We start from the raw sequence: 23717 nt of genomic DNA, 5'->3' as shown, positions 1-23717 counted from the left end.
TGGCCGAGTACGGCGGCCCAGGGTGTGGCGCGTTCCGTGCCATCCCGTGGTCGCGCATCGAGGAGCTGCTAGCCGCATGTCCGGGCGGCTCTCGCTGTGCTCCGATACACAGGACGGTGATCAGCGCCTTGCCGCCGTGGAAGCGATCACCGCCGAACTGCGAGTGACCCAGCCGCGAGAGATCATGGTGGCCACTAACGTCGGTGCGCCGCCTGAATCGAGTCGGAGGAATCTCCTTGTCCAGTCCCGCAGGTATGTCGCGATCCGCAGGTATCTCCGGTCGCGCAGTCGCTGTGCTCGTCGCCTTGGCTGTGGCCCTCGGCGCTGCCTTCGTCGTAGCCCCGCGCACGCTGGCGGCGAGCGGGTCCGGTGGTGGTTTCGCCGATGAGCGCGAGCTTCGCGAGGCCCTGGGCGAGGCGTTCGTCGAGTATTGGGCTTCCGGCGCACGGGATTTCTCTCCGGGCTTGGAGAGCGTTGTCGATTACTGGTTCCGCTACCACGTGGCGAAGGCTGTGATTGCGGCGATCTTGTTGGTGGTGCTCGTTGCGCTCGGCGTTCTGCTTTGGAAGGCATTCCTGAGGGCCGGTGGTCCCGAGGTGGGGAAGAGGGCTGTCCTCGCGACGGCGGGCGTTCTCGTCACGATGTGCGCGCTGTTTTCGTTGGTATTGGTGATGGCCAACTTTCAGGGTGCGGCAGCGCCCTTCTCCTCGCTGTTGCCGTTGCTGACGGGCGGTGGGGCGGAGGGAGAGCTCGCCGATACGCTCGATCAGATCAGGCAGCGGTTGGCCGAATCGCTGAGTGCGGGTGGGCAAACCCCGCCTCCGCTCGAGGTGATGATCGGCGACTTCGCTCGGTATCACGTGGCGATGGCCGTGATCGCCGGGACCGTCGCGGCCGTCTTCATCGGTGTGAGTGTGGTGATGTGGAAGAGGTTTGCGGGTACGGGGTCTGGGCGAACTAGGCGTCTGTTGGGGTCGTTCGGTGTGCTCTCGGTGGTGTTGTTGCTGGCCGTAATCGTTGTCGTCGTGGCGAATACGACCACCGCGGCAGACCCGGGACCGGCGCTCCTGGCCTTCTTCGAAGGCGGGTGGTGATGGACTTCGTGGGGAGCGGCAAATGCGGCGTATGCCGCGATCCATGTGCGCACCTCGTGCGCGGAGCCGCCGCCCCTCCTCAGGAGGCGGTTATGAACCCGCTCCTTCACGGTCCGGATGAACGACGGCCTTCCCGGTCGGCGCGCTCCCGGTCGTATGCTGAAAACCCTTGTGAATCCGGATATCGTGCGCGAACGAGTAGGCGTTCAAACGTTCGCGGAACTCGCCGAGGCGGGCCAGGGGGGCATCGTTCACCAGGTCGATCAGCGCGTGTGTGCGGCCGCCGCGATCGGTCACCGTCACCTCGCCGGACAGGCTCGCATCCCGGAGCTCGTGCAGCACAACGCGATTCACCGAGTCGTGCGCCAGGGCGACCTTGTTCACCTTGCCGACCGCGGTTGCCGGTATGGCCGAGATGGTGTGGATGAACTTCGGTACGGCGGCCGGTTCGGGCGCGTGCTGCGCCGCCCATGCGCTGAGCTCGCGGGGATCCGGATCGGCGCCCGGTCGCAGCACGAGATAGGCGGCGGGAACTTCGCCCGAATACGCGTCGGGGCGCGGAACCACCGCGGCCGCAACGACATCGGGATGCGCCAGCATCGCGTCCTCGACCAGGCGCGGGTCGACGTTGTGGCCGCCGCGGATGATGATGTCCTTGGCGCGCCCCGTGAGATAGACGAAGCCGTCCGGGTCGACCCTGCCGAGATCGCCGGTGATCAACCAGCCGTCGACGATCACACCCGTGGGATCAGGGGCGGGACCGTCCGGCCCCGGCCGGAGATATCCGGGAAAGACGCTGGGGCCCTTGATCGCCAATACGCCGACCTCACCGGGCCCGCAGTCGCCGGACGGAAGTCCGTCCGCGCCGATTCGGACGGCCTTGATCTGCTGATAGGGCAGAGGAAGCCCGATGGACCCCGGCTTGCCGCCGACCATAGGTCCGATGGTGTTGACGCAGGTCGCCTCGGTGAGCCCGTATCCCTCGATCATCGAAACACCGGTGGCGGACTCGAATTCGGCTCGTACCAGGCCCGGCAGTGGGGCCGCGCCGACGATGCCGGCGCGCAAGCTGGAGATGTCGACACCCTCGGGCACCGGTGGCAGGGAGGCGTACACCGTCGGAACCGCCGAGAAGGTCGTGACTCGATAGCGTTCCACGATTCGCCAGAAGTCGGCCACAGCCTCGCGATCCCGGAACCCGAGGCTGCCCAGCGATACCACCGTTCCACCCTTCAGGAAGGGCGCGAGGGTGGAGACGAGGATGGCGTTGACGTGGAACAGCGGCAGCCCCGTCAGAACCACGGTGTCGCCGCCGAACGCGCCGTGCTGCCCGAGCGCCCAGGCGATGTAGACCTCGCTCGCGTGCGTGTGCGGGGCCACCTTCGGCACTCCGGTCGTGCCGCCGGTGTGGAAATAGGCGGCGATGTCGGATGCGTCCGGCCGGTTCTCGAAGGTGAGCTCGTCCGAGGGCCGGGAGGCGGCCAGCTGGTCGAAATCGCCGACCCAGATACCCGGTGCGGTGCGCACCGGCCCACCGACGGAGATCAACGCTCGCAGCGAGGGCAGCGCCTCCGCCACCGCGCACGCCTTGTCCCAGCTCACGGGATCGAGTGCGGGCGCGGGTGCGACGAGTATCCGTGCCTCGGTTAGACGGAGGATCTCGACGAGGTGTTCGGTGGCGAGCATCGGATTCACCGGGTTGGCGATGCCGATGGCCTGCGCCCCGAGTAGCGCCGCGTAGGTCGTTCCGGTGTTCGGGAGCATGAGGCCGACCACACCGCCGGGCTCGAGTCCCAGTGCGGCATAGAGATTCGCGGCCTGCGTCGTCCGTCGAAGCAGTTCGGCGTAGCTCCAGGTCTCCGGTTCGTCCCAGCGGTTCCCGCCGGGGAGCAGACGGAGGGCAGGCTTGTCGCCGTGCTGTCGCGCGGATCGTTCCAGCAGGTCGTAGGTGGTGGCGGGCAGATCGCGATCGGACAGCGGCACATCGGTGAGCCGATCGGTGTCGTGGCGGACGGTGTGCACGTTCGTTTCGGCGTTCATGCGGAGACCACCGGATTGCTCAGGATGCCGATCCGCTCGACCTCGACCTCGACGATGTCTCCGTGTCGCAGGAAGCTGCCGGAGAACAGTCCGGCGCCGCGCGGGGTCCCGGTGCAGATCACGTCGCCGGGCAGCAGCGTCTGGTACTTCGACAGGTACGAAACGATCTCGGGAATCGAGTGGATGAAGCTGCTCGTTCGATCGTCTTGGCGCAGTTCGCCGTTCACTCGGGTCTGGATACGCAGGTCGATCCCGTCGGTGAACTCGTCCGCGGTGACCAGGCACGGGCCGAGCGGTGTGAAGGTGTCGAAGCTCTTGGCCACGCCGATCGATGCGCCCGCGTCACCGGTCATCGCGCGGCGCTGGATGTCGCGCGCCGAGACGTCGTTCGCGACGGTCAGTCCCGCCACGTGATCCCAGGCGGCCTCGACCGGCACAGTGGTGGCAGCGCGTCCGATGACGACCGCGAGTTCGCCCTCGTAGTCGACTTCCGCGGCGGCGACGCCGGGCAGGACGATGGGGTTCATCGGTCCGGTCACGGCCGATCCCGCGGTGATCTGAAGGTTGGGCTCGGTGGGCATCTCGATGTCGGTGCGGCCGATGGCGGCGAACGCCGCCAAGGCCTCTTCTGCGTGGCTGGGGTAGTTGAGTCCGATGATGACGACCTTGCCCGGTCTGCGCACCGGCGCATGCAGCGTCGCCGCGTCCAGGGGGATGTCGCGGAGCGTTCCGGCCGCCCGCGCGGCGTCCAGGCCGGGGCCGTCGAGCAACTCGCCGAGATCCCACTGCGGCAGGTCCAGCACGGAGAGCACGCCTGCCCGGTCCTCGCGTGCGATTCCATCGTTGGTTGTGTACAGGCGCATCTCGGTACCTCCGCGATCGATGGCGGCACCTTCGCCGCTCTTGTCTGACAGTTAAGAGTAGTCATGACGCGCAGTCAAGAGGTCGTCCGGGACAGTAAGCTCACGTCATGCCCAGGAATCGACAGCAGATCCCGAAGGCCGAGCGTGAAGCGGCGGTCGTCGAACGCGCTGTAGAGCTGTTCGCCGCCAACGGATACCGCGGGACGAGCGTGGCCGCGGTCGGCCGCGCCGCCGGTATCGCGCCCGCGGCGGTGCACTGGTACTTCCCGACCAAGGACGACCTGTTCGCCGCGGCGCTGACCTCGATCTTCGGCACCGCGCGGGAGAGTGTGGAGGCCGATCCGGAGCTCGGCGGTGATCCGCGCAACGAGCTCGTCGGGCTGCTGGCCGCGGTGCAGCCGTACCGGGCGCTGCATCGCGAGGCGTACGAGCGGATGGCGGACTCGGAGTCGGTTCGGGTTGCTTACGAGCAGATTCAGCGATGGCTCGAGGAGCGTCTGTTCGCCGCCATCTCGAACCGCCTGCCGAAGGGCGCCGACGTGGGGCTGATCGCCGATGCGGGGCATGTGTTGTTCGAGGGGGTCCTGGTCAGCACGCGTCGCCTGGATCGCCCGGTCGGCGATTTGATCGATCTGGTGACCGACGCGCTGGTCGCTTCCGCGACCGCCAAAGCCGCTCGCTGACGGTATTGCCGCTGGTCGCGGCCAAATAGTTCGGTGATTCACCCGGGCGCGAGGCGTTCCGGGCGTTTGTGACGCCCTGGTCTGGGGTGTTGATCTTGTCGACTGCTCCCCTTCGTTGGGCTGTGCGCTGCGGCGCGTCTGCCCTGCACTGGGCCATCTCTTGACTGTCATTCATGAGACCGCTAGCGTGTCTTGGACCACATTCAAGAGAAGCTCTTCTCGCCACACCGTTCGGAGGTGCCAACGATGGCGTCACCCGTCAAACTCGCCCACATCGTGTTACGAACCAATCGGCTCCAGGAGATGACCGACTGGTATCTGCACGTCCTCGAAGGTCACGTGTCCTTCGCCAACGACATGTTGGCGTTCATGACCTACGACGACGAACACCATCGGGTCGCGTTCATCGCGACCGGCGCGACGGAGCAGCCCACCGACGCGCACACCGGCATGCACCACATGGCCTTCACCTACGCTTCCCTCGGGGATCTGCTCGGCAACTACACGCGGCTGAAAGCCGATGGCGTGCAGCCGTTCTGGACGATCAACCACGGTCCGACGGTGTCGATGTACTACCGGGATCCTGACGGCAACCAGATCGAGTTGCAGATCGATAGTTTCGCCACCGAGGAGGAGGCGCAGGCGTTCTTCGAGTCCGACGACTTCGCCACCAATCCGATCGGCGTCGACTTCGTTCCGGAAGAGCTGATCGCCCGATTCGAGGCGGGCGAACCGCTGGCGGAGCTGGTGAAGCGGCCGTGAGCGACGAACGCATTCCGGTCCTGATCGTCGGCGCCGGCCCGGTGGGGCTCGCGACCGCGTACGTGCTCGGTCGGCACGGCGTGCGCAGTATCGTCTGCGACCAGTTCGACGACATCAATCCGCACCCGCGCGCGCACGTGGTGAACACGAGATCGATGGAACTGTTGCGCCTTTGGGGCATCCACGACGAGATCATCGAGGACGCGGTCGATCTGAACTGCGGGCTCAGCTTCGTCTGGAAGCACACCGTCGCCGGCGAGGAGTTCGGTCGGCTCGAGCTCGCGGAGGCGCCCGCGGAGCAGCTGGCCAGACGGCTGGGATCGTCACCGGTGGCCGTCGGCTCGTGCGCACAGGATCGGGTGCAGCGGCGGCTGCTCGAAGCGGTGCGCCGGCAGGGCATGGCCGAGGTCCGCTACGGCGCGCGCGTTGCCGCTGTGCACGATCTCGGCGATTCGGTCGACGTGCGCATCGAAACACGCGAGGGGAAGGAGCGATTCGGCGCCGACTACGTCGTGGCCGCGGAAGGAGCGTCCGGAAAGATCCGGCACGGCCTCGGCATCGAGATCGAGGGCATTCCGGAGTTCGGGCATCAGATCAACGTGTACTTCCACGCCGATCTGTCGCGCTGGACGGACAAGGATCCCGCCCTGCTGTTCTGGGTGCTGAACACCGCCTGCCCCGGCGTGTTCATCCGCATGGGCGGCGACCGCTGGACATTCAACTTCGGATTCGACCCGGCCCGGGAGTCGGTGGCCGACTACACCCCCGAGCGCTGCGCCGACCTGATCCGGGACGGCATGGGGGCGCCCGACCTCGACGTCGAGGTCCGCTCCGTCGGTACCTGGATGCTCGCGGCGAGCACCGCGCGGCAGTATCGCAAGGGGAGAGTCTTCCTCGCGGGCGATGCGGCGCACCGATTTCCGCCGACCGGCGGTCTCGGCATGAACACGGGACTGGTCGACGCGGACAACCTCGGGTGGAAGCTGGCCGCGGTGCTCAACGGCTGGGCGTCCGAAACCTTGCTCGACACTTATGAATCCGAGCGGAGGCCCATCGCCGTAGCCAATGCCGAAAACAGCGTCACCAACGCGGTGAAGATGGCCGATGCCGGGATCGGGCCCAACACCCTCGAGGTCGCCGCCCGGCTCGAAAGCTCGGATCCGGCGGTGGCCGCGGCCGAGCGAAAGCGATTGGCCGAGTCGATCCCTGCGCAGCGCCCCCACTTCGACTATCTCGAGCTCGAGATCGGCTACGTGTACGGCGTCGGCTGCCCTTCGGAGGCGCAGGCGGACCCGCTCACCGTGGCGGTCCCCGGCGGCAGGCTCCCGCACGCGTGGATCAACAAGGACGGGGTCACGATCTCGACGCACGATCTGCTGATTCCAGGGTTCACGCTCATCACCGGGCGTGACGGCGCTGCGTGGGGCGGCGCTCTGCGCGAAGTCGACACGAACGTCCCTGTCCAGGCATGCGTTCCGCGACGTGACTTCGAGATCGCCGGACCCGGCCTGTGCGGGATCCCCGACGACGGCGCGATCCTGGTTCGCCCCGACGGGCACATCGCCTGGCGGGCGGATCGCTTGTCCGCCACGCCCGTTCGGGACCTGGTGGTCGCGCTCGACGCCGCGTGCGCGGCGACCCACTCCGTCTTCTGACCGTCTCTTCGTTAGGAATTCCTCTGTCGTGACGAATCAATCAGCGCCGGTGGCGTCACCGCGTGACCGATATACCGTGCAACGCGGGCGAGTTCATCTCACCGGAATCCAAGCGCTGGCAAGGATTCCCGTGGATCTGCGTCGGGCGGACGAACGAGCGGGGCGCCGCACCGCCTGTTTCATCTCCGGCTACGAGGGCTCGCCGCTCGCCGGTTACGACACCGAACTCGAACGCAATGCCGCGTTGCTCGACCGGCACGACATCGTGTTCCGACCGGGCGTGAACGAGGAACTCGCGGCGACCGCCGTGCAGGGAACTCAGCTCGCCGCAATGCAATCCGACAAGCTCGTCGACGGCGTCAGCGCGATCTGGTACGGGAAGTCCCCCGGGCTGGACCGCGCGGCCGACGCGGTTCGGCACGGCAATCTCATGGGCACCCATCCCGAGGGCGGGGTGCTCGCGCTGGTCGGCGACGATCCGGCGGCGAAGTCGTCGTCCGTGCCGGGAGCCTCCGAACTGCTCCTGGCCGATCTGGGACTGCCGATCCTCTATCCGGCCGATCCGCAGGAGGCGCTCGACTTCGGCCTGCACGGGATCGCCATGTCGCGCGCCTGCGGGTTGTGGGTGGCCATGAAGGTGGTGACCAACGTCGCGGACGGGTCGGGAACGGTGGATGTGGACCCGGACCGGGTCCGTCCGGTCGTTCCCGACCTGACCGTGGACGGCTCCGAGTACCGGCACGAGGTGACCGGCCGGGTCCTGCAACCGGTGCTGGGTGTGCTGGAACGGAGCCGGGACGGCGCGCGCCTGGAGATCGCCCGCCGATACGCCGCGGCGAACGGGCTGAATCGCATCACGCATTCCGGTTCGTCGGACCGGGTCGGCATCATCGCCGCGGGAAAGACATTCCTCGATGTCCGGCAAGCCCTGCGCGCCTTGGGATTCGATGACGACGAGCTGGCGCGGCGAGGCGTGCGATTGCTCCAGCTCGGCATGATCCACCCGCTCGAGCCGGGCGTCGTCGACGAGTTCGCCGACGGATTGCCCGAGATCATCGTCGTCGAGGAGAAGCGCGCACTCATCGAGTCGGCGGTCAAGGGTCTGCTCTACGGCAGGCCCGGCGCGCCCGCGGTCTCGGGCAAGCAGATGCCGAGCGGCGCAGCCCTGTTCCCGGCCGACGGCGAATTCGACCCCGATATCGTCGCGACCCATCTGGCCACGCGGCTGTCCGAGATCGGTGGCTTCCCCTCGGTCGACGAGTGGTCGGGGAAGTCGCGCCGCCGACGTGGTCCGATTGCGCTGCCCCTCGTCACCCGGACGCCGTATTTCTGCTCGGGTTGTCCGCACAATGTCTCGACGAAGGTCCCCGCGGGCGCCACCGTCGGCGCGGGGATCGGCTGCCACGGCATGGTGACGCTGATGGACGCCAAACAGGTGGGCGAGGTGGCGGGCATGACCCAGATGGGCGGCGAAGGCGCCCAATGGATCGGTATGGCGCCGTTTCTGGAGCGCGATCACCTCATCCAGAACCTCGGCGACGGTACCTTCCATCACTCCGGCAGCCTCGCGATCCGTGCCGCGATCGCGGCCGGGGTCGACATCACCTACAAACTGCTCTACAACTCGGCCGTGGCCATGACCGGCGGGCAGCAGGCCGTCGGGCTGATGACGGTGCCTGCCATCTGCGAGGCCATGGTCGCCGAAGGGGTCGCACGCATCATCGTCACCACCGACGATGTCAGGAGCTATCGCAAGACGAAACTTCCTCGCGGAGTGGAAGTCTGGCATCGTGACCGGCTGATCGAAGCCCAAGACGTCCTCGCGCGCACGCGCGGTGTCACCCTGCTCGTTCACGACCAGGAATGCGCGACCGAACTGCGGCGCAAACGCAAGCGCGGGCTCGCGCCGGAGCCCGCGCAGCGAGTGGTGATCAACGAACGGGTCTGTGAGGGCTGCGGGGACTGCGGCGAGAAGTCGAACTGCCTGTCGGTCCAGCCGATCGCCACCGAGTTCGGGCGCAAGACGCGCATCGACCAGTCCTCGTGCAACAAAGATCTCTCCTGCCTGTCGGGCGATTGCCCGTCGTTCATCACCGTGGCGCCCGCGGGAAAGCGCGCCGACCGAACCCGGGCGACACTGCTCGACGCCGACGCCCTACCGGAGCCGGTGTGTGCGCTCGACGGAACCCACACCACGCGCATCACCGGAGTGGGCGGGACCGGTGTGGTCACACTGGCGCAGGTGCTCAGCACCGCCGCGGCGCTGGCCGGTCGCCATGTCCGCACCTTGGACCAGACCGGTCTCGCGCAGAAGGGGGGAGCGGTCGTCTCGGACCTCAAGATCTCCGCCGAACCGACCGACCAGGCCGGGAAGGCGGCGGCCGAGGAGTGCGATCTGTATCTCGGATGCGACATCCTGGTCGCCGCCGAGGAACGGTATCTGGCGGCGGCGAGCGCCGAACGGACCACGGCGGTGATCTCCACCAGTGAGGTCCCGACGGGGCAGATGGTCATCGACACCACCGTGGGTTTCCCTGACGTCGCGCCCATCCGGGACGCCCTGCGTTCGACGACTCGCGAGGCGATCTTCCTCGATGCCCGGCGCGCGGCAGCTGTCCTGCTCGGCGAGGACCAGTACGCCAACTTCCTGCTCGTCGGTGCGGCGGTGCAATCCGGTTCGTTGCCGCTGTTGCCCTCGGAGGTCGAGCAGGCCATCACGCTCAACGGCGTGCAGGTCGCGGCCAACGTGCAGGCGTTCCGTTACGGCCGCCTGGCCGTCGCGGACGCCGCGGTGTTCGAGGCTGCGATCGAGGGGAAGTCGCCGGTCGAGAGCACGAACCGGGAAATGCCGCAAGATGTTCGGCGATTGATCGCCGAGGTGGCATCCGATCGGACCGAGTTGACGCGGTTGGTCACCGTCCGCATCCCAGATCTCGTCGATTACCAGAGTCTCTCGTACGCAAGGGAATACGGCCGATTCATCGAGCACGTGCGGCAGCGCGAAGAGGAGCGGATTCCCGGTTCGACCGCACTCACCGAGTCGGTAGCGCGGTACCTCTACAAGCTCATGGCCTACAAGGACGAGTACGAGGTCGCCCGGCTGTCGGTCGACCCCGCCGTGCGGGCCGCGATCGAAGCGGAGTTCGGTCCCGGCGCCCGCATGTCGCACCGCCTGCACCCGCCGATCCTCCGGGCGATGGGGATGCGGAACAAGATCGAACTCGGCCCCTGGTTCCGGCCCGTGTACCGGCTGCTGACGGCCATGCGCCGGGTACGGGGCACCAGGTTCGATCCGTTCGGCATGGCCGAAGTGCGCAGGCAGGAACGCGCGTTGATCGCCGAGTACCGTGCGCTCGTCGAAGAATTGCTGGCGGAACTGCGGCCCGAAAACCACGCTCTCGCTGTCGAAATCGCCGATCTGCCGGACATGGTTCGCGGATACGAATCCATCAAACAGGCGAATATCGTTCGCTACCGCGCCCGAGCGGCTGAGCTGTTGGACACCTATCGTGCTGCCCGATCGACGGTTGGCGTCGTTTAGGACATCCGTTTTCCAATGCTGTGTGTCGGTCCTCGCTTTCGGAGGACCGGCACACAGGTGTATTTGCGGGGGAACAAAATACGTGTCTACGGCAGCCGATGACTTTCAGGTCCCTGGCAGGGACAGGCCCGTGATGATCTGTGCGGCCTCCGTGGCGTCCACGAAGCGGGCCATGCGGCCTGCCGACGCCGGGATGTACGGACGGTATTCGGCGACCGTGAGGACGTAAGTCCAGGCGTGCAGGCGGGTCGGGTGAAGCAGGGGATGGTCGGCGAACTGGTCGAGGCGTTGTTGGATCGAGGTGGTGCCGGTTTGGATGGCGATCCAGAGGGCCGCCTCGGCGTTGATGTCTCCGATCGCGCCGAGAGGGTCGATCGTGTACCAGTGGTCGGGGCCTTCGAGGATGTTCTTGGCTTGCAGGTCGGCGTGCAGGACATGACGGTCGGTGGTGGTTTCCAACAGCATGCCGAGAATGGTTTCGGCTTCGGCGAGACGGGCGGTCGCGCCGAAGGCCTTCATCGCCGGGGCGTAGCTCGGGTCGGCGAATCGTTCACGGGCCCAATCCATTCGCATGTGGGCGACGTTCGCCAGATCCTTGAGGGTCGGCGGGCCAGGTAAGTCGGCTTGGTTCAGGCGGGTGAGTAGTTCGCCGTAGTGGGCGGCGTCACCGGCGTCGTTCTCGGGCCAGGCGATGGAACCGGGCAGGATGCGGGTCATGAGGAAGACGCCGGATTCGTCGTCGTGGTCGAGAATTGTCGGCGCCGCATCGGCCGGAGCCCACCGTTGGAGCAGCTGAGCTTCGGTGTAACCGGATTCCTGGTCGACCGGGATTTTCAGTACGGCGGGGATCCCACCGGGCGTTGTGCAGTAGACGCAGCAGGACATGGCACCGTTGTCCGCGATGCTTTCCGCGACCAATCGCCACCGTCTTACGTAGGTGGCGATTCGCGCGGGCAGCGCGTCGAGCCAGGCACGGCCGTCCTCTTCGCCGCGCAGGAAGAGAATCGCCTTCTCGAGGCGTTCGGGTATGGGAGGCACGATCATGGGTGAAGTACCTCCTCGAGTAGTGCGGCGAGGGCGGCGACGTCGCCGCGATCGTTGTAGATGTGGGTTGCTATGCGGAGCAGGCACTCTCCGCTCGGCCCCGGACCGACCCAAGCTCTGATGTCGGCCTTGCTGAGTGCTGACTTGACTTCGGCCACCGTCACACCGTCAAGGATGAACGATCGCAGCCGGGGCGGAAGGTATTCGCGGCCTGCGGTCGGTCGTGCGGCGAGTGCCTCGAGTGTGGACGTCGCGTGGTCGGCGAGTTTTTCGCACTCGGTGAGGAGTCCCTTGTGCTCCCAGCCCACCCACTGCGCGACAGCGGCGCCGACGCACAGCCGGGGGACCGGGTCGAAAGTGCCCGGCCAGGAGAATCGCTCGACGAGATCCGCCGAGTCCCAGGTCAGCGAGACCTCGGCGGGCCGTATCCGGTCGACGAGTTGCTCTGTCAGCCAGAGGAATCCGACGGTCCGCTCGGCGGGCAACCACTTGTGCAGGGTGCCGAACACGGCAGCGACACCCCACGTGTCGGGTGCGATGCGGACATGACCCGGTCCGTGCGCCGCGTCGAGGATGAGATGACCACCGCGCCCGCGGGTCCACTCGGCGATCTCGGCGACGGGAAGCCGCAAGGCTGCGGACGACGAGATCAAGCTCGTCTGCAGGTAGGAAACAGGCCCGGGAACTTCGTTCTCCAGGCGGCTCAGTAGGGAAGCGGTGCCCTGAAAAGGTAGTGGGACGGCGATTTCGATGTACCGCGCACCAGCTCTGCCGGATGCCACTTGCCATGCGCGGTTGATGGACGAGTACTCGGTGTCGAGCACCACCACGGTGTCGGCCGGGGTCAGCGGGACGGACGCGATGATCGCCGCGGCACCGGATGTCGCGTTCGAGCACAGCGTCGTGTGCTCGGGCGTCAACCCGAAAGCCGTGCACACGAGCGCGGTTCGAGCGCGCAGGTCCTCGAGTAGTTCGGCTCCGAGGTGCCGCGTCGGATCTGATTCGATCCGGCGGCGGTGCTTCATGGCCGCGTCGGCCACCGTGCGGGAAGCCAGTCCGTACGAGGCGTGGTTCAGTTGGATCAGGCCGGGCGCGAGGGTGAATTCCTCGGACGCGGCCGGTTTCACGAGGCCGCCCCGGCCTCGGGCAACGCGGCGCGAAGCTGCGGCAAGCTCAGCACGTCGAATCGGAAGATCGCTTCGGCCGCGTGGGCATCATCGGGTGTCGCACCGAGTTCGGCGATGGCGAACTCGGTGGGGTTCCAGGTCCTAGGGCGACGCTCCAGCGCATCCAGGTGTTCACCGAGCCGAGCACAGCGGTCGGGGGCGAGGAGGTCTTCGTGACAGGCGTCCCTGAGTCGTCCGAGAAACGTCTCGGGGGCGATCGAACCGTTGACTTGCGCGAGCTCGTGGATCTGCCAAGCGAGCATCGTCGCCACTCGCCCAAGCGATGGCGCCAAGCTGACGTCGAGATAGCGGGCGAAAGCTTCCGCGGCGTCGGTGTACCGGTGCTGGAGCCCGAGGACCCGGCTCGAATCCCGCAGATGTGGCGGATTTTCGCTGGCGACGCCGGACGTTCGTGACATCGCGGCCAATTCCTCCAGCAATTGCCAGGAACGGTCGAGTTCCAGGCACGCCATGGTCTTCTTGCTCAGCCAGTGCAGCGCCTCGTATTCCGCGTAGGGATGACCTGTTTCGCGAGCCGCGTCGATGGCCTCGGCCAGCCAAAGATCGGCACTTGCCGGGTCGTACGCGGCCAGATGTGCCAGACCCCGGTGTCCGAATGCGCGGGACCGGACCTCGGGTTCGGTGCTCATCGCCGCGACCCGGTCGCAGAGTTCGATGCAGAGCGGCGCGTTCTGCACAGGTCCGCACAATGCGACCTCGGCTTGCAGCATCAGCGCTTCGGACAGAATCGGGCCCGGCTCCGGATAGTCGGCGATCAATTCGTCGAGGACCCGGCTGGTTTGCTCCCAGTGGCACGTCATGCGCAGATTGCGCGCCCAGAGCAGTCGCACCTGCGCCTCCAGCGCCGGTGCGACCGTTTCGGCGCCGGCACGAGCGAGCGCGTCCGCACAAGCTTCGGTGCCTGCGACATGGTCTCCCTCTGCGGACAGACACTCCGCGAGCAGCGCCGACGCGTCGAACGATGGCAGCTGTTCCACCGCGATTCTCGCGAGGTCACGGGCTTTGGAGACGGCGCCCAAGGCGAACTGCCTGCGAGCCGCCGCCAAGGCGAGCGTCCCGGCTTTGGTGCGATTACGCGCGGCCGCGGCGACGGCGGCGGCACGAACCTGCAGTTCGTCGTCCCACTCGTCTTCGCCTTCCAAGATCTCCAGCAGCCGGGTGTGCTGGCGTCGCCAGCGTGGCGCGTTGGCGACGCCGCGATCCCGCAGGATCTGTGCGAACAGCGGATGGTGAATCACGTACCGGTCGTAGTCGCCGCGCGGCTCGGCCGGACGCACCACACCGTGCTCGGAGAACAGGACGTGCAGTCGCTCGTACACGTCGTCGATGTCCATGCGTGCCAGCCGCGCGAGATAGTCGACCTCGAAGCTGTAACCGATCAGCGCCGCGACCTCGAGCAATCGCTGATCCTCGTCGACGAGATACGACAGCCGCTCTTCCAACACCGCGGTGATCTGCCGCGGCGCGGAATCACCCGCATGGTCTCCCAGCCTGACCATCGACTCGGCGAACAGTGGATTGCCCGCGCTCAATCGAACTATCTTCGAAACGACGTGCGGTGCAACGGAATGGCTGCCTGCCGCCTGGCGTATCAACAACTCGGTGTCTGCGCTGGACAGCCGAGGGAGATCCATGACGACCGTCTCCGGCAGGTACCGGCACAGCCGGAAGACCGCGCGCTGCAACGGATGCGTCTGATCCGGTGAGCGCAGCTGATCGGGACGATAGGCGAGAACGAGGATCAACGGGCCTTTTACCCGTAGCGCGATCGTCGTCAACAGATCGACGGTGGCGGTGTCGGCCCAATGCAGGTCGTCCAAGACCATGAGCACCGGGCTGTCGGTCAGCAGATCCTCGATCAACCGCAGCAATTGGTCGAGCCTGCTGTCGATCTCGGTTTCGTCGCGACCCGACTCGGCATACGTCTGCCCGGTGCGCACACCCGCCGCCAGCAGTTGGCCTACCACCGGAACCGACTCGATCCAGTCCGGCGCGTGCTCGCGGAACGACGACACCATGCGTTCGAGCCTGCCTCGCGCGCTCGACCGCTCCGCGGACGATGTCAACGAGCGGAGGCATTCGCGGATGGCTTGGAAAGAATCCGAAGCCAGGGAGTTCAACATCGCCTGCCCGTATCCGGCCAGCAACTCCGCTTCGGCGTGCTCGGTCATCGCTCGATGGGCGAGAGTGGTCAACAGGCTCGTCTTGCCGACGCCTGCCTCACCCCGCAGTACCAGCACGGTGCTGTCGCCGGTCCGGACGGAGTGGTCGACGCGTCCTAGCAGCTGCGCGAGTTCATCGACGCGGTCGACCAACGGAGGCGGCGCAAGAAGGCGCGACAAAACTGTTCCCCTCCCACTCGTGCGGCACAAGCGACGATGAATGATACTTCACGGCAGGCGGATTCGCCGTCGAACCGGGTGTTCGAATCCGGTTAGCGGGATCTGAAATAAAGCCGGTGCAAGATCGATCGTGTTTCGAAGTTCACGGTAGGGGGAGTTTTGATGGCACTGTCGCGGCGGCGGTTCTTGGCGGCGTCGGCGGTCGGCGGGGCCGCGGCTGTGGTGGGGGCGCCGGAGGCGGGGGCGGCGGACGTGCGGGTGGTGGGGGTGGGGGATCCGGAGTATCTGTCGTTGGTCTCGCGCGGATACAACCGGCGGTTCATGGCGCAGCCGGAGCAGATCTATGTGCCGACGTCGGCCGAGGAGGTGCGGGTCGCGGTGGCGCGGGCGGTGGCGGCCGGGTCGCGGCTCGCGGTGCGATCGGGTGGGCACTGTTTCGACAACTTCGTGGACTCGGCGCAGACGCGGTCGATCGTCGATCTGGGCCGGATGAACCAGGTGCGCTGGGACGAGGAGCACCGGGCGTTCTCGGTGGACGCCGGTGCGGAACTGGGCGCGGTGTACGACGCGCTGCGTCGTTGGGGCGTAACAGTTCCGGCGGGGATCTGCCTCGGCGTCGGTATGGGCGGACATGTCAGCGGCGGCGGATACGGACCGCTATCGCGGCGGCTCGGGTTGGTCGCCGACTATCTGTACGGGGTCGAGGTCGTCACGGTCGACGCCGAAGGTGCGGCCGAGGTCGTGGTGGCGACCAAGGACGGGCCGGACGTGGATCTGTGGTGGGCGCACACCGGCGGCGGCGGAGGCAATTTCGGTGTGGTGACGCGGTTTCTGCTGCGGGCGCCGCAGTCGGACGGCGCTGACCCGGCGACCGCGCTGCCGAAACCGCCTGGCGCGATGCTGAATTCGCGGGTGATCCTGCCGATGATGAGCGAAGCGTCGTTCGTGCGGTTGCTGGGTAATTATCTGGCGTTCTTCGAGCGGCACAGCGCGCCGGACAACCGGTTCGCGGGACTATACGCACCGTTGAGCTTTCGGACGGTCGGTACCGCGTTCGCGCAGTTGCTCGTCCTGCTCGATGCCGATTCCCCCGACGCACGAGCGCAATTCGACGAGTTCCTCGGCGCGGTACTGGACGGTGTCGACGCCGTTCCGGTGGTGCAGCCGGTTACGCAGCTGTCCTACGCGGATACGGTGGCGCAGGTGTATTACCCGAAGGGCCCGCTGCCGCCTCGGGTCAAGGTGAAGGCCGGTTATCTGCGGCGCGTGTACTCCGAGGATCAGCTGCGGGTCTGCTATCGATACCTGACCGATCTCGCGGTGCTCGGCGAGACGGAGGTCGAGTTCCTGCCCTTCGGCGGTGCCATCAATGCCGTCGCGCCGGACGCCACGGCCATCCCGGCGCGGAATTCCTTCGCGCAGATGCTCATTCACGCGGCGTGGCGACTACCCGAAGGCGACGAGCAACACCTGCGGTGGGCGCGCGAGCTGTTCCGCGATGTGTACGCGGCGAGCGGCGGAGTGCCGGTTCCCAACGCGGACAACGGCGGTAGCTACATCAACTACCCCGATCCGGATCTGGCCGACCCGCACTGGAACACCTCCGGCCTGCCGTGGCACCGCTTCTACTACGGCGACAACTACCCGAAACTGCTGCGCGTCAAGCAGCAGTGGGATCCGCGCAACGTCTTCCAGCACGCTTTGTCGATCGGTCGGCCGGACTGGTAGCCAACCCGGCAGGCGTTCAGGTGAGCGCGACCACCCGGCACGGCCCGCCGGTCCCGCCGAGATGCTTGGGCGCACCGATCACCACGGTCGCCCCCGACGCGGGCGCCGCACCGAGATTCGCGAGCATCTCCACCCCGTAGCGGCCGGCACCCAGGATCGCCGTGTGCGCGCCCTGATCGCGGCTGAGCGCGTGGTCCAGGCTCAGCGTGTCCACCCCGACGCCGACGACCCCGCACCGATGCACCAGGTACCCGGCGGCGTCGGGGGAGACGCCCGGGGCGTGTGGCAAGCCCTCGGCGTCGAGATTGAGGAAGGCCGCGGCGTCAGCGATGTGGCGCTCCCATCCGGAATGCACGGCGACGAAGGCGCGCTCGGGGATGCGGCCGTGTTCGGTCTGCCAGTTCTCGATGTCGTCGAGGGTGAGCGCCGCGTCGGGGTCGCTTTCGGCCCGCGCGCTGATGTCGATGACCACCAGTGGCGCAACGAGATCCGCGACCGCGAGCGCGTCGGTGGTGGCGCCGCCGGGCAGGCGATGCGCGGGCGCGTCGAGGTGGGTGCCCGAGTGTTCCCAGTAGGCGAGCGCGTTCTGGCCGAAGCCGCCGATGGCGTGCCAGGCGACCGGGACCGTCGTGAACGGCGGGGTGCCCGGCCAAGTCGGCAGGCCAGGGCTGAGGGTGTGGGTCAGGTCGAGAACGCCGCGTGCCGCCGGGACGGCGCGCGCGGACGGCGCGGCCGCGGCGAGAGCGGTGAGGCTCGCGGCGGCGAAGAGCGCGCGGCGGCTGGGGCGGGCGGCGTTCTCGTGGGCGAGCCGGACGATTCGGGGTGCGCACATGTCAGCGATTCCGGTACTGCGGCATGGTGGGCTCTCACTGTCGGCGCGGTCGGGTCGGATAAGGAAGCAGCGGCCTGCGGCGGCTGCGAGCCCGACTACCCCGAGCGAAGATAACCGGTGCCGGTCGCCGCGACCTCGATACCTGGCGAATATCACTGTGACTGGGCAGAATCGCGCGGGTGATCGCCGACCGCCGTTCCCGCGCCGTCGCGTCGCTGCGGGGACTCACCGTCGGCGACGCGTTCGGCGGCTGCTTCTTCGTCCCCGGCAACCTGCCCGCGCTGCGGGCGCGTGTACTGCCGCCCGACCCGTGGTGGTGGACCGACGACACCGAGATGGCCTGTTCGGTCGTCGCTGTTCTGCACCGCGACGGACGCGTCGACCAAGACGTGCTCGCCGCGTCCTTCGCGGAGCATCACGACTTCGACCGCGGCTACGGCCCGAGCGCCAATCGGATGCTCCGGCTCATCCGGCAGGAGGGCGGGGACTGGCGCGAGCTGGCGACGGAGGCGTTCGGCGGCAAGGGTTCCTGGGGCAATGGCGCGGCCATGCGCGTTGCCCCGCTGGGCGCGTACTTCGCGGAGGATCTGGACCGGGTGATCGCCGAGTCCGCCGCGTCGGCCGAGATCACCCATGCCCATCCCGAGGGTGTCGCGGGCGCGATCGCGGTGGCGCTCGGTGCGGCGCTCACGTCACTGCGCGGTGCCGATCTGCTCGACGCGATCGCCTCGCGCACCCCGGCGGGCGCGGTGCGCGACGGAATCACCGCGGCGCGTGGCCTGCTCGACGCCGATCCCGACGCCGCGGCCATTGCGCTCGGCAACGGACGCGAGGTCTCGGCGCCCGACACCGTCCCGTTCTGCCTGTGGATCGCCGCACGGTTCGACGACTTCGCCGAGGCGTGCTGGGCGACCGCGAGTGTCGGCGGTGACGTGGACACGACGTGCGCCATCGTCGGCGGCATTCTCGGCGCGCGCGACGCCGCGATCCCGGACGAATGGCTGCGGCGGTGCGAAGAACTGCCGGACTGGGCGGGTATCACGTTAGGCGGGACCGTGCTGCGGCACGGGCAGTAATTACTGCCTGGCAATCCATCGGGCGATGCCGATCACACGCCACCCGTCGAACACCGGCGCGCAGGTCGGTATAGTCGCCGCGGATGAGTAGTTCCGCCGCCTGTGATGTGCCGATGTCGTCGACCCGCCGGTTCGGGCGTGTGGTCTGGCTTGTGCCTGCGCTACTCGTCGCGTTCACGACACTGTGTCTGATGCAGCCGCTCTGGCCGTTCAAGGAGATCACCGGCGGATTCATCGACCTTCAGGTCTATCGCCTCGGTGTCGAGACGCTGCGCCACGGCGGCGACATGTACGGGCAACTGCCGCAGACAACCATCGGCATCGGACTGCCCTTCATCTATCCGCCGTTCGCCGCCCTGGTGCTCGCGCCGTTCGCGCTGCTGCCATGGGACATCGCGGCGTTCTCCTTCTTCGTCACCTCGGTGGCGGCGCTGACCTTGACGCTCTACCTGGTCGCGCGGCGAATCTGGCCGGGCGAGAACGCCCGCCGGGTCGCGCTGTTCGCCACCGCGTGCGCGGCGCCGCTCGCCATGCTGCTGGAACCGACCCAGGCGACCTTGGATTTCGGGCAGGTCAACCTGCTGCTGATGGCCCTGGTCGCGGCCGACTGCTTGACAGAGAAGCCGAAGTGGCGGCGCGGCATGCTGATCGGCATCGCCGCGGCGATCAAGCTCACGCCCGCCGCGTTCGTCCTGTTCTTCCTGGTTCGCCGGGATTACAAGTCGGCGATCACCGCCGCGGCCACCGGCGCCGCCGCGACCGCGATCAGCTTCGTCGCGCTGCCGAGCACCTCGGTGAAGTACTGGTTCGGCGGGCTCGGCAATGTGGACGGCCTGAGCGGTTCGGCCTTCCACACCAACCAGTCGATTCAGGCGGTGCTCGCCCGGCTGCGCGTGCCCGAACCCGCGTTCACGATCGTCTGGCTGCTTGCGGGCGCGGCGTTGCTCGCGCTGGTCGTGCTCGCGATGCGGCGGGCGGCCGACGCGCCCGCGCTCGCGCTGGCCGTCAACGCGGTCTTCACCCTGCTCGTCTCGCCGATTTCGTGGTCGCACCACTGGATCTGGATCGCGCCCGCGCTGTTCGCCATGTTCGGCTACGCCATTCGGCTGCCGCTGCGGCGGGCGCTCGGCTGGTACGCGGTGCTCGCCGCGACCGGCGCGGTGTTCGTCTACGGGCCGCAGAACTGGCTACCCAACGGCGAACAGCGCGAGTCGCTGTGGACGCCGTGGCAGCACGTGATCGGCAATACCTACGTGTGGCTCAGCGTGCTGCTGGTGGTGTTGTTCCTGGCGACGTCTCGGCGCACTTCGCCCGCCGCCGAGCCGGAGCCCGTCCCTGCGCAAGCGCCGCAGCCGGTTTCGTGAACGATCACCCGATCTCCCGCTGCTCGCGGATGCCGGTCACCGATGCGGTGGTGGGGCGAACGAAATTTGGCGCTGCCTACCGCCCGGTGTAGAGGAGCCGGGCGGGGCAGCCGCGATTGATTCAACGGTGCGTTCCTGAGCCGAGAGCACCCGGTTCTCTGTGATTCCACTGAGAATCGGCCGCTCAGGCAAGTGCGGCCAGCCATCGCCGCGATCAGCGGGTTCCCGCCACGGCGTCGATCTCGTCCGGCCAGTGCTGCGCCCACGGCCTCGCCTTCTCGAGTTGGGCCGCGACGCGCAGGATACCGAGTTCGTCGTCGGGTCGTCCGATCAACTGGACGCTGAGCGGCAGTCCGGAGTCCGACCAGCCCGCGGGGATCGCGGCGGCCGGATTGCCGCACACGTTCCACAGCGCGGTGTAGGCGGTCATCGGCATGCTGCGCAGTATCGCGTGCACCGCGCCCGTGCCGTCGAGCCTGCCGACCGGCGGCGGCAGGTGCGGGAGGGTCGGGGTGAGCACTAGATCGTAACGTTCGAAGACGCGGTTGACCCGCGCGGCGATCCGTTCGCCGTGGCGTTCGGCCCAACGCTGGACCGCTTCCGGCGCGAGCAGGCGCGCGGCGGCCGAGAGCGTCTTGGTGCGCTGCTCGAGCAGGTCGGGGCGGTCGACCCGCTCGGCCTCCGCTCTGATGCCGCCGAGAAACTGCGGGAAGAACGCCGGGGTGGCCTCGGGGTGGTCGGGCTCGAATTCTTCGACCTCGTGGCCGAGTTCGGTAAGCGTGTCGGCCATCGAGCGCAGCGCGGCGGCGCACTCGGGCGTCAGCCGGGTCAGCGGCACGGCGGGGCGCGACGACACCGCGATCCGCAGCGGACGCACCGGCTCGAGCGCCGTGAACGGGGTCGTCGGCGCCGGCGCGTGCCAGCGGTCCCCGGCGCGGCTGCCGCTGATGACGTCGTAGAGCAGCGCGCTGTCGGCGACCGAACGGGTGAGCACGCCGAGCGTGCCAAGCGCCCGCCACAGATCGCCGTTGGGCACGGTGCTCACCCGGCCCCGCCGCGGCTTCAGGCCGAACAATCCGCAGCATGCGGCCGGGATCCGGATCGAACCGCCGCCGTCGCCGCCGGTGGCCGCCGCGACGACGCCCGCCGCGACCGCCGCCGCCGATCCGCCGCTGGAACCGCCCGTGCTGCGCGTGACGTCCCAGGGGTTGCGCGTGTAGCCGTGCGCCGCCGACTCGGTGAACGGCCAGGTGCCGAATTCCGGCATCGCCGTCTTGCCGACGATGATCGCGCCCGCCGCGCGCAGCCGGCGCACGATCTCCGAGTCGGTCGCGGCCGGTGTTGTCACCGCCGCGCCGCCGTAGGTGGTGCGGACGCCAGCGACGTCGACCTCGTCCTTGATGGCGATCGGCACGCCGTGCAGCGGGCCGAGCGGGCGCCCTGCCGCTCGCGCTTCGTCGTGGGCGCGGGCCTGCTCCAGCGCCTTGTCGGCGAGCACCGTCGTGAATGCGTTGAGTCGTGGTTGCAGGCGATCGATGCGCGCGAGGGTCTGCTCGGTGAGTTCGACCGCCGAGATCAGGCCGGTACGGACGGCTTCGGCCTGACCGAGCACGCCGGTGTACCGCGGTCGGTCGCCGGGCTGCTCGCTCATGATTCGCTCACCGACTCCCTCTCGTAGGCGCGGCCAGGTGGACGCGCGTTCAGTTGTCCGAATTACATGCCGCACGGTGGGACGTGTCAAGGGCGGCAACGGACGACGCTTCGGTCTGGCGCCGATCACTACCGCGTGTACCGCACCGGCGAGGGCCGCGATCGGCTCGGCGGCGAACCGCTGCCGGAGATCACCGTGCACCGAGCCGACGGGCCGGGCACGCTGCACGTCTGTGCTGCGGATCAGGGTGCGCGGGATCCGTCCGCCGCGCACCTGTCCGGCGGGTTGCGGCTGCCCGCTAGCGTGCCGGGCCCCCGATCCCCGCGCCTGGTCCAAGACCAGCGGCGGCGGCGTGTTCGCGAATCCGGACAACAACTATTTGGCCTCGCGCGCCGCGAGCCGGACAGGTCGCGGTCGTCCGCGCGCAGCTGCCGACCATCCCCGCGACCTCCGGCGGCCAGGCGACGATGGCTCCTGCGCAGCTGCCGTACTGGTCGATGTGCGCGAACGAGCTTGTCAGCACCCGTGTTTCGGCCTGGGTCATCGACGACGAGACGCCCGGACGAGCGGGACTGGTCACCGTCGTGGTCTCCGACCCGGCTGACAGGCCCGCTGACTCCACCCGCGACTGCGGCGTCGCATGTCTGCCGACCGCCGGACTCGATACCACGGTGCCGATGCGGAACATGCTGCCCGACAAGGAGTTCGCGCACTCCGTTCAGCGCGCGCCCGAAGGCGACCCGGCCGCGGGCATGGGACCCTACTCCCGCGTACCGACCTCATGGTGACCACGGAGTTCGAGGCGACCGGCTGCGATCGCTGAAATACGGCGATGAAATATGCTGCCCCGCAATGTTTCCGGTTGGAACGCGGTACGATCTGGACGGCGTTCTCGAACCGTCGCTGACATTCGAAGAGGGGTACGGCTGTGAGCATGATTCTCGCTGCGGCACATGACATGTACGGCACAGTTGTGGCCCAGGTCGGCAATCCGACCCCGGAGGCCCCGCCCATCTCGGACAAGATCCTCCAAATGGTCCGCTACCTCACCTGGTTCGTGCTGCTCTCCGGCATCGCCGCCATCACCTACGCGGGCGGCCGGTTCGCCTGGGAGAAGTGGACCGGCGGCGGCCTCCAGTCGCCGAAGATGGTCGCCGGAGCCATGCTCGGCGGCGCCGTCGCCACCAGCGCGGGCACCATCATGAACGCGGTCGTCGGCTGAGTTCGGGTCCGGCGCGCCTCAGACGGCGCGCCACTTGATCGAGCAGCCCATGCTCGGCCGCTGCGGTTCCGGTACCGTTTCGCCCGCTAGCACCGCCGCGAGCGCGGCGCGCAGTTCGCCGCCGGTGACGGGTTTGTTATTGCCCGGGGTGGATTCGTCGAACGCGCCGCGGTACGCCAAGGCGAGACGGGCGTCGTAGAGGAAGAAGTCCGGGGTGCAGGCCGCGCCGAACACGCGCCCCACCGACTGCGTCTCGTCGATGAGGTACGGGAACGACCAGCGCGCCCGTTTCGCTTGTGCCCGAAGCCCTTCCGGCTTGTCGTCGGGGTAGGCGTCCGCGTCGTTGGTGCAGATCGCCAGCGCGGGCACGTTCGAAGCGGCGATCACCGCGCCGAGCTCGTTCTCGATGTGGCGCACATACGGGCAGTGATTGCAGGCGAAGACGACCAGCAGTCCCGGACCGTTCGCGTAATCGGACAGACGGTGGATCCGGCCGTCCAGATCGGGCAGGGCGAACTCCGGTGCGGGTGTGCCAAGCGGGACCATCAGGGATTCGAGAGCCATATCTGCCTCCGTCCGGTTCTCTTCGAGGGTAACGGGCGACGTGGGTCCCCGCTGCCGGATGGAGTTCGT

At 68.0% G+C, this 23717-nt stretch carries 18 protein-coding genes; 10 read left to right on the top strand and 8 right to left on the bottom strand.

Features of this window, described 5'->3' with window-relative positions; translation table 11 throughout:
• Nucleotides 1-293 precede the first annotated feature (293 nt).
• Nucleotides 294-1094 (top strand): hypothetical protein, encoded by an 801-nt coding sequence (locus AB0H50_RS05140; protein WP_357446924.1) that lies wholly within the window; start codon nt 294-296, stop codon nt 1092-1094.
• 90 nt (nt 1095-1184) lie between these two features.
• Here the strand turns inward: AB0H50_RS05140 and AB0H50_RS05135 are convergent, their stop codons facing one another.
• Together AB0H50_RS05135 and AB0H50_RS05130 are read right to left on the bottom strand one after the other, a co-directional pair.
• Nucleotides 1185-3134, bottom strand: coding sequence for an acyl-CoA synthetase (locus tag AB0H50_RS05135; protein WP_357446921.1), 1950 nt, complete (start codon nt 3132-3134; stop codon nt 1185-1187).
• The gene (locus AB0H50_RS05130; protein ID WP_357446918.1) at nt 3131-3997 is read right to left on the bottom strand and encodes a fumarylacetoacetate hydrolase family protein; all 867 of its coding nucleotides are present in this window, start codon (nt 3995-3997) and stop codon (nt 3131-3133) included. Before AB0H50_RS05130 ends, AB0H50_RS05135 begins: the two co-directional genes overlap by 4 nt.
• A 107-nt stretch (nt 3998-4104) precedes the next feature.
• Between AB0H50_RS05130 and AB0H50_RS05125 the strand changes: the two genes are divergently transcribed.
• The 4 genes from AB0H50_RS05125 to AB0H50_RS05110 all read left to right on the top strand — a co-directional run bounded on the left by AB0H50_RS05125 (nt 4105) and on the right by AB0H50_RS05110 (nt 10638).
• Nucleotides 4105-4680 (top strand): TetR/AcrR family transcriptional regulator, encoded by a 576-nt coding sequence (locus AB0H50_RS05125; RefSeq protein WP_357446915.1) that lies wholly within the window; start codon nt 4105-4107, stop codon nt 4678-4680.
• A 246-nt stretch (nt 4681-4926) separates the two neighbouring features.
• A complete protein-coding gene (locus tag AB0H50_RS05120) occupies nt 4927-5442 on the top strand; it encodes a VOC family protein (RefSeq protein ID WP_357446912.1) in 516 nt (171 codons plus the stop codon).
• Complete coding sequence (locus AB0H50_RS05115) at nt 5439-7097, top strand: FAD-dependent monooxygenase (protein ID WP_357446909.1); 1659 nt, start codon at nt 5439-5441, stop codon at nt 7095-7097. Before AB0H50_RS05120 ends, AB0H50_RS05115 begins: the two co-directional genes overlap by 4 nt.
• A 28-nt stretch (nt 7098-7125) precedes the next feature.
• Nucleotides 7126-10638: an indolepyruvate ferredoxin oxidoreductase family protein gene (locus tag AB0H50_RS05110; protein WP_357446906.1), complete on the top strand. Its 3513-nt coding sequence runs from the start codon at nt 7126-7128 to the stop codon at nt 10636-10638.
• Between the two features lie 105 nt (nt 10639-10743).
• On the opposite strand, the gene AB0H50_RS05105 is transcribed toward AB0H50_RS05110, so the two are convergent.
• Genes AB0H50_RS05105 through AB0H50_RS05095 form a run of 3 tightly spaced genes read right to left on the bottom strand, consistent with a single transcriptional unit; the run spans nt 10744 to nt 15211 of the window.
• A complete protein-coding gene (locus AB0H50_RS05105; protein WP_357446903.1) occupies nt 10744-11682 on the bottom strand; it encodes an aminoglycoside phosphotransferase family protein in 939 nt (312 codons plus the stop codon).
• Nucleotides 11679-12809, bottom strand: a complete 1131-nt coding sequence (locus AB0H50_RS05100; RefSeq protein ID WP_357446900.1) for an aminotransferase class V-fold PLP-dependent enzyme — start codon at nt 12807-12809, stop codon at nt 11679-11681. The genes AB0H50_RS05105 and AB0H50_RS05100 overlap by 4 nt, the downstream gene beginning before the upstream one ends.
• Nucleotides 12806-15211: an AAA family ATPase gene (locus AB0H50_RS05095; protein ID WP_357446897.1), complete on the bottom strand. Its 2406-nt coding sequence runs from the start codon at nt 15209-15211 to the stop codon at nt 12806-12808. The genes AB0H50_RS05100 and AB0H50_RS05095 overlap by 4 nt, the downstream gene beginning before the upstream one ends.
• Nucleotides 15212-15373: 162 nt before the next feature.
• Between AB0H50_RS05095 and AB0H50_RS05090 the strand changes: the two genes are divergently transcribed.
• Nucleotides 15374-16939: an FAD-binding protein gene (locus tag AB0H50_RS05090; protein WP_357446894.1), complete on the top strand. Its 1566-nt coding sequence runs from the start codon at nt 15374-15376 to the stop codon at nt 16937-16939.
• Between the two features lie 16 nt (nt 16940-16955).
• Here the strand turns inward: AB0H50_RS05090 and AB0H50_RS05085 are convergent, their stop codons facing one another.
• Nucleotides 16956-17771 carry a cyclase family protein gene (locus AB0H50_RS05085; RefSeq protein WP_357446891.1) on the bottom strand — a complete coding sequence of 272 codons (816 nt, stop codon included), beginning with the start codon at nt 17769-17771 and terminating at the stop codon, nt 16956-16958.
• Between the two features lie 179 nt (nt 17772-17950).
• On the opposite strand from AB0H50_RS05085, the gene AB0H50_RS05080 reads away from it, so the two are divergent.
• Together AB0H50_RS05080 and AB0H50_RS05075 are read left to right on the top strand one after the other, a co-directional pair.
• A complete protein-coding gene (locus tag AB0H50_RS05080) occupies nt 17951-18847 on the top strand; it encodes an ADP-ribosylglycohydrolase family protein (RefSeq protein WP_357446888.1) in 897 nt (298 codons plus the stop codon).
• An 83-nt stretch (nt 18848-18930) separates the two neighbouring features.
• Nucleotides 18931-20211 (top strand): glycosyltransferase 87 family protein, encoded by a 1281-nt coding sequence (locus AB0H50_RS05075; RefSeq protein WP_357446885.1) that lies wholly within the window; start codon nt 18931-18933, stop codon nt 20209-20211.
• Nucleotides 20212-20425: 214 nt separating this feature from the next.
• Here the strand turns inward: AB0H50_RS05075 and AB0H50_RS05070 are convergent, their stop codons facing one another.
• Nucleotides 20426-21862, bottom strand: a complete 1437-nt coding sequence (locus AB0H50_RS05070) for an amidase (protein ID WP_357446882.1) — start codon at nt 21860-21862, stop codon at nt 20426-20428.
• 467 nt (nt 21863-22329) lie between these two features.
• Between AB0H50_RS05070 and AB0H50_RS05065 the strand changes: the two genes are divergently transcribed.
• Both AB0H50_RS05065 and AB0H50_RS05060 read left to right on the top strand, forming a co-directional pair.
• Entirely contained in the window at nt 22330-22650 is a 321-nt protein-coding gene (locus tag AB0H50_RS05065) for a hypothetical protein (protein WP_357446879.1), read from the top strand.
• A gap of 146 nt (nt 22651-22796) precedes the next feature.
• Nucleotides 22797-23084 (top strand): hypothetical protein, encoded by a 288-nt coding sequence (locus AB0H50_RS05060; RefSeq protein WP_357447301.1) that lies wholly within the window; start codon nt 22797-22799, stop codon nt 23082-23084.
• 18 nt (nt 23085-23102) lie between these two features.
• Here AB0H50_RS05060 and AB0H50_RS05055 read toward each other — a convergent pair whose 3' ends face one another.
• The gene (locus AB0H50_RS05055; protein ID WP_357446876.1) at nt 23103-23648 is read right to left on the bottom strand and encodes a thioredoxin family protein; all 546 of its coding nucleotides are present in this window, start codon (nt 23646-23648) and stop codon (nt 23103-23105) included.
• Nucleotides 23649-23717: the final 69 nt, after the last annotated feature.

The sequence above is a fragment of the Nocardia sp. NPDC050793 genome, from assembly GCF_040654065.1.
Lineage (GTDB): Bacteria > Actinomycetota > Actinomycetes > Mycobacteriales > Mycobacteriaceae > Nocardia.
Note: the sequence above shows the minus strand (reverse complement) of the source record. Positions and strands in the feature narration are given on the sequence as shown.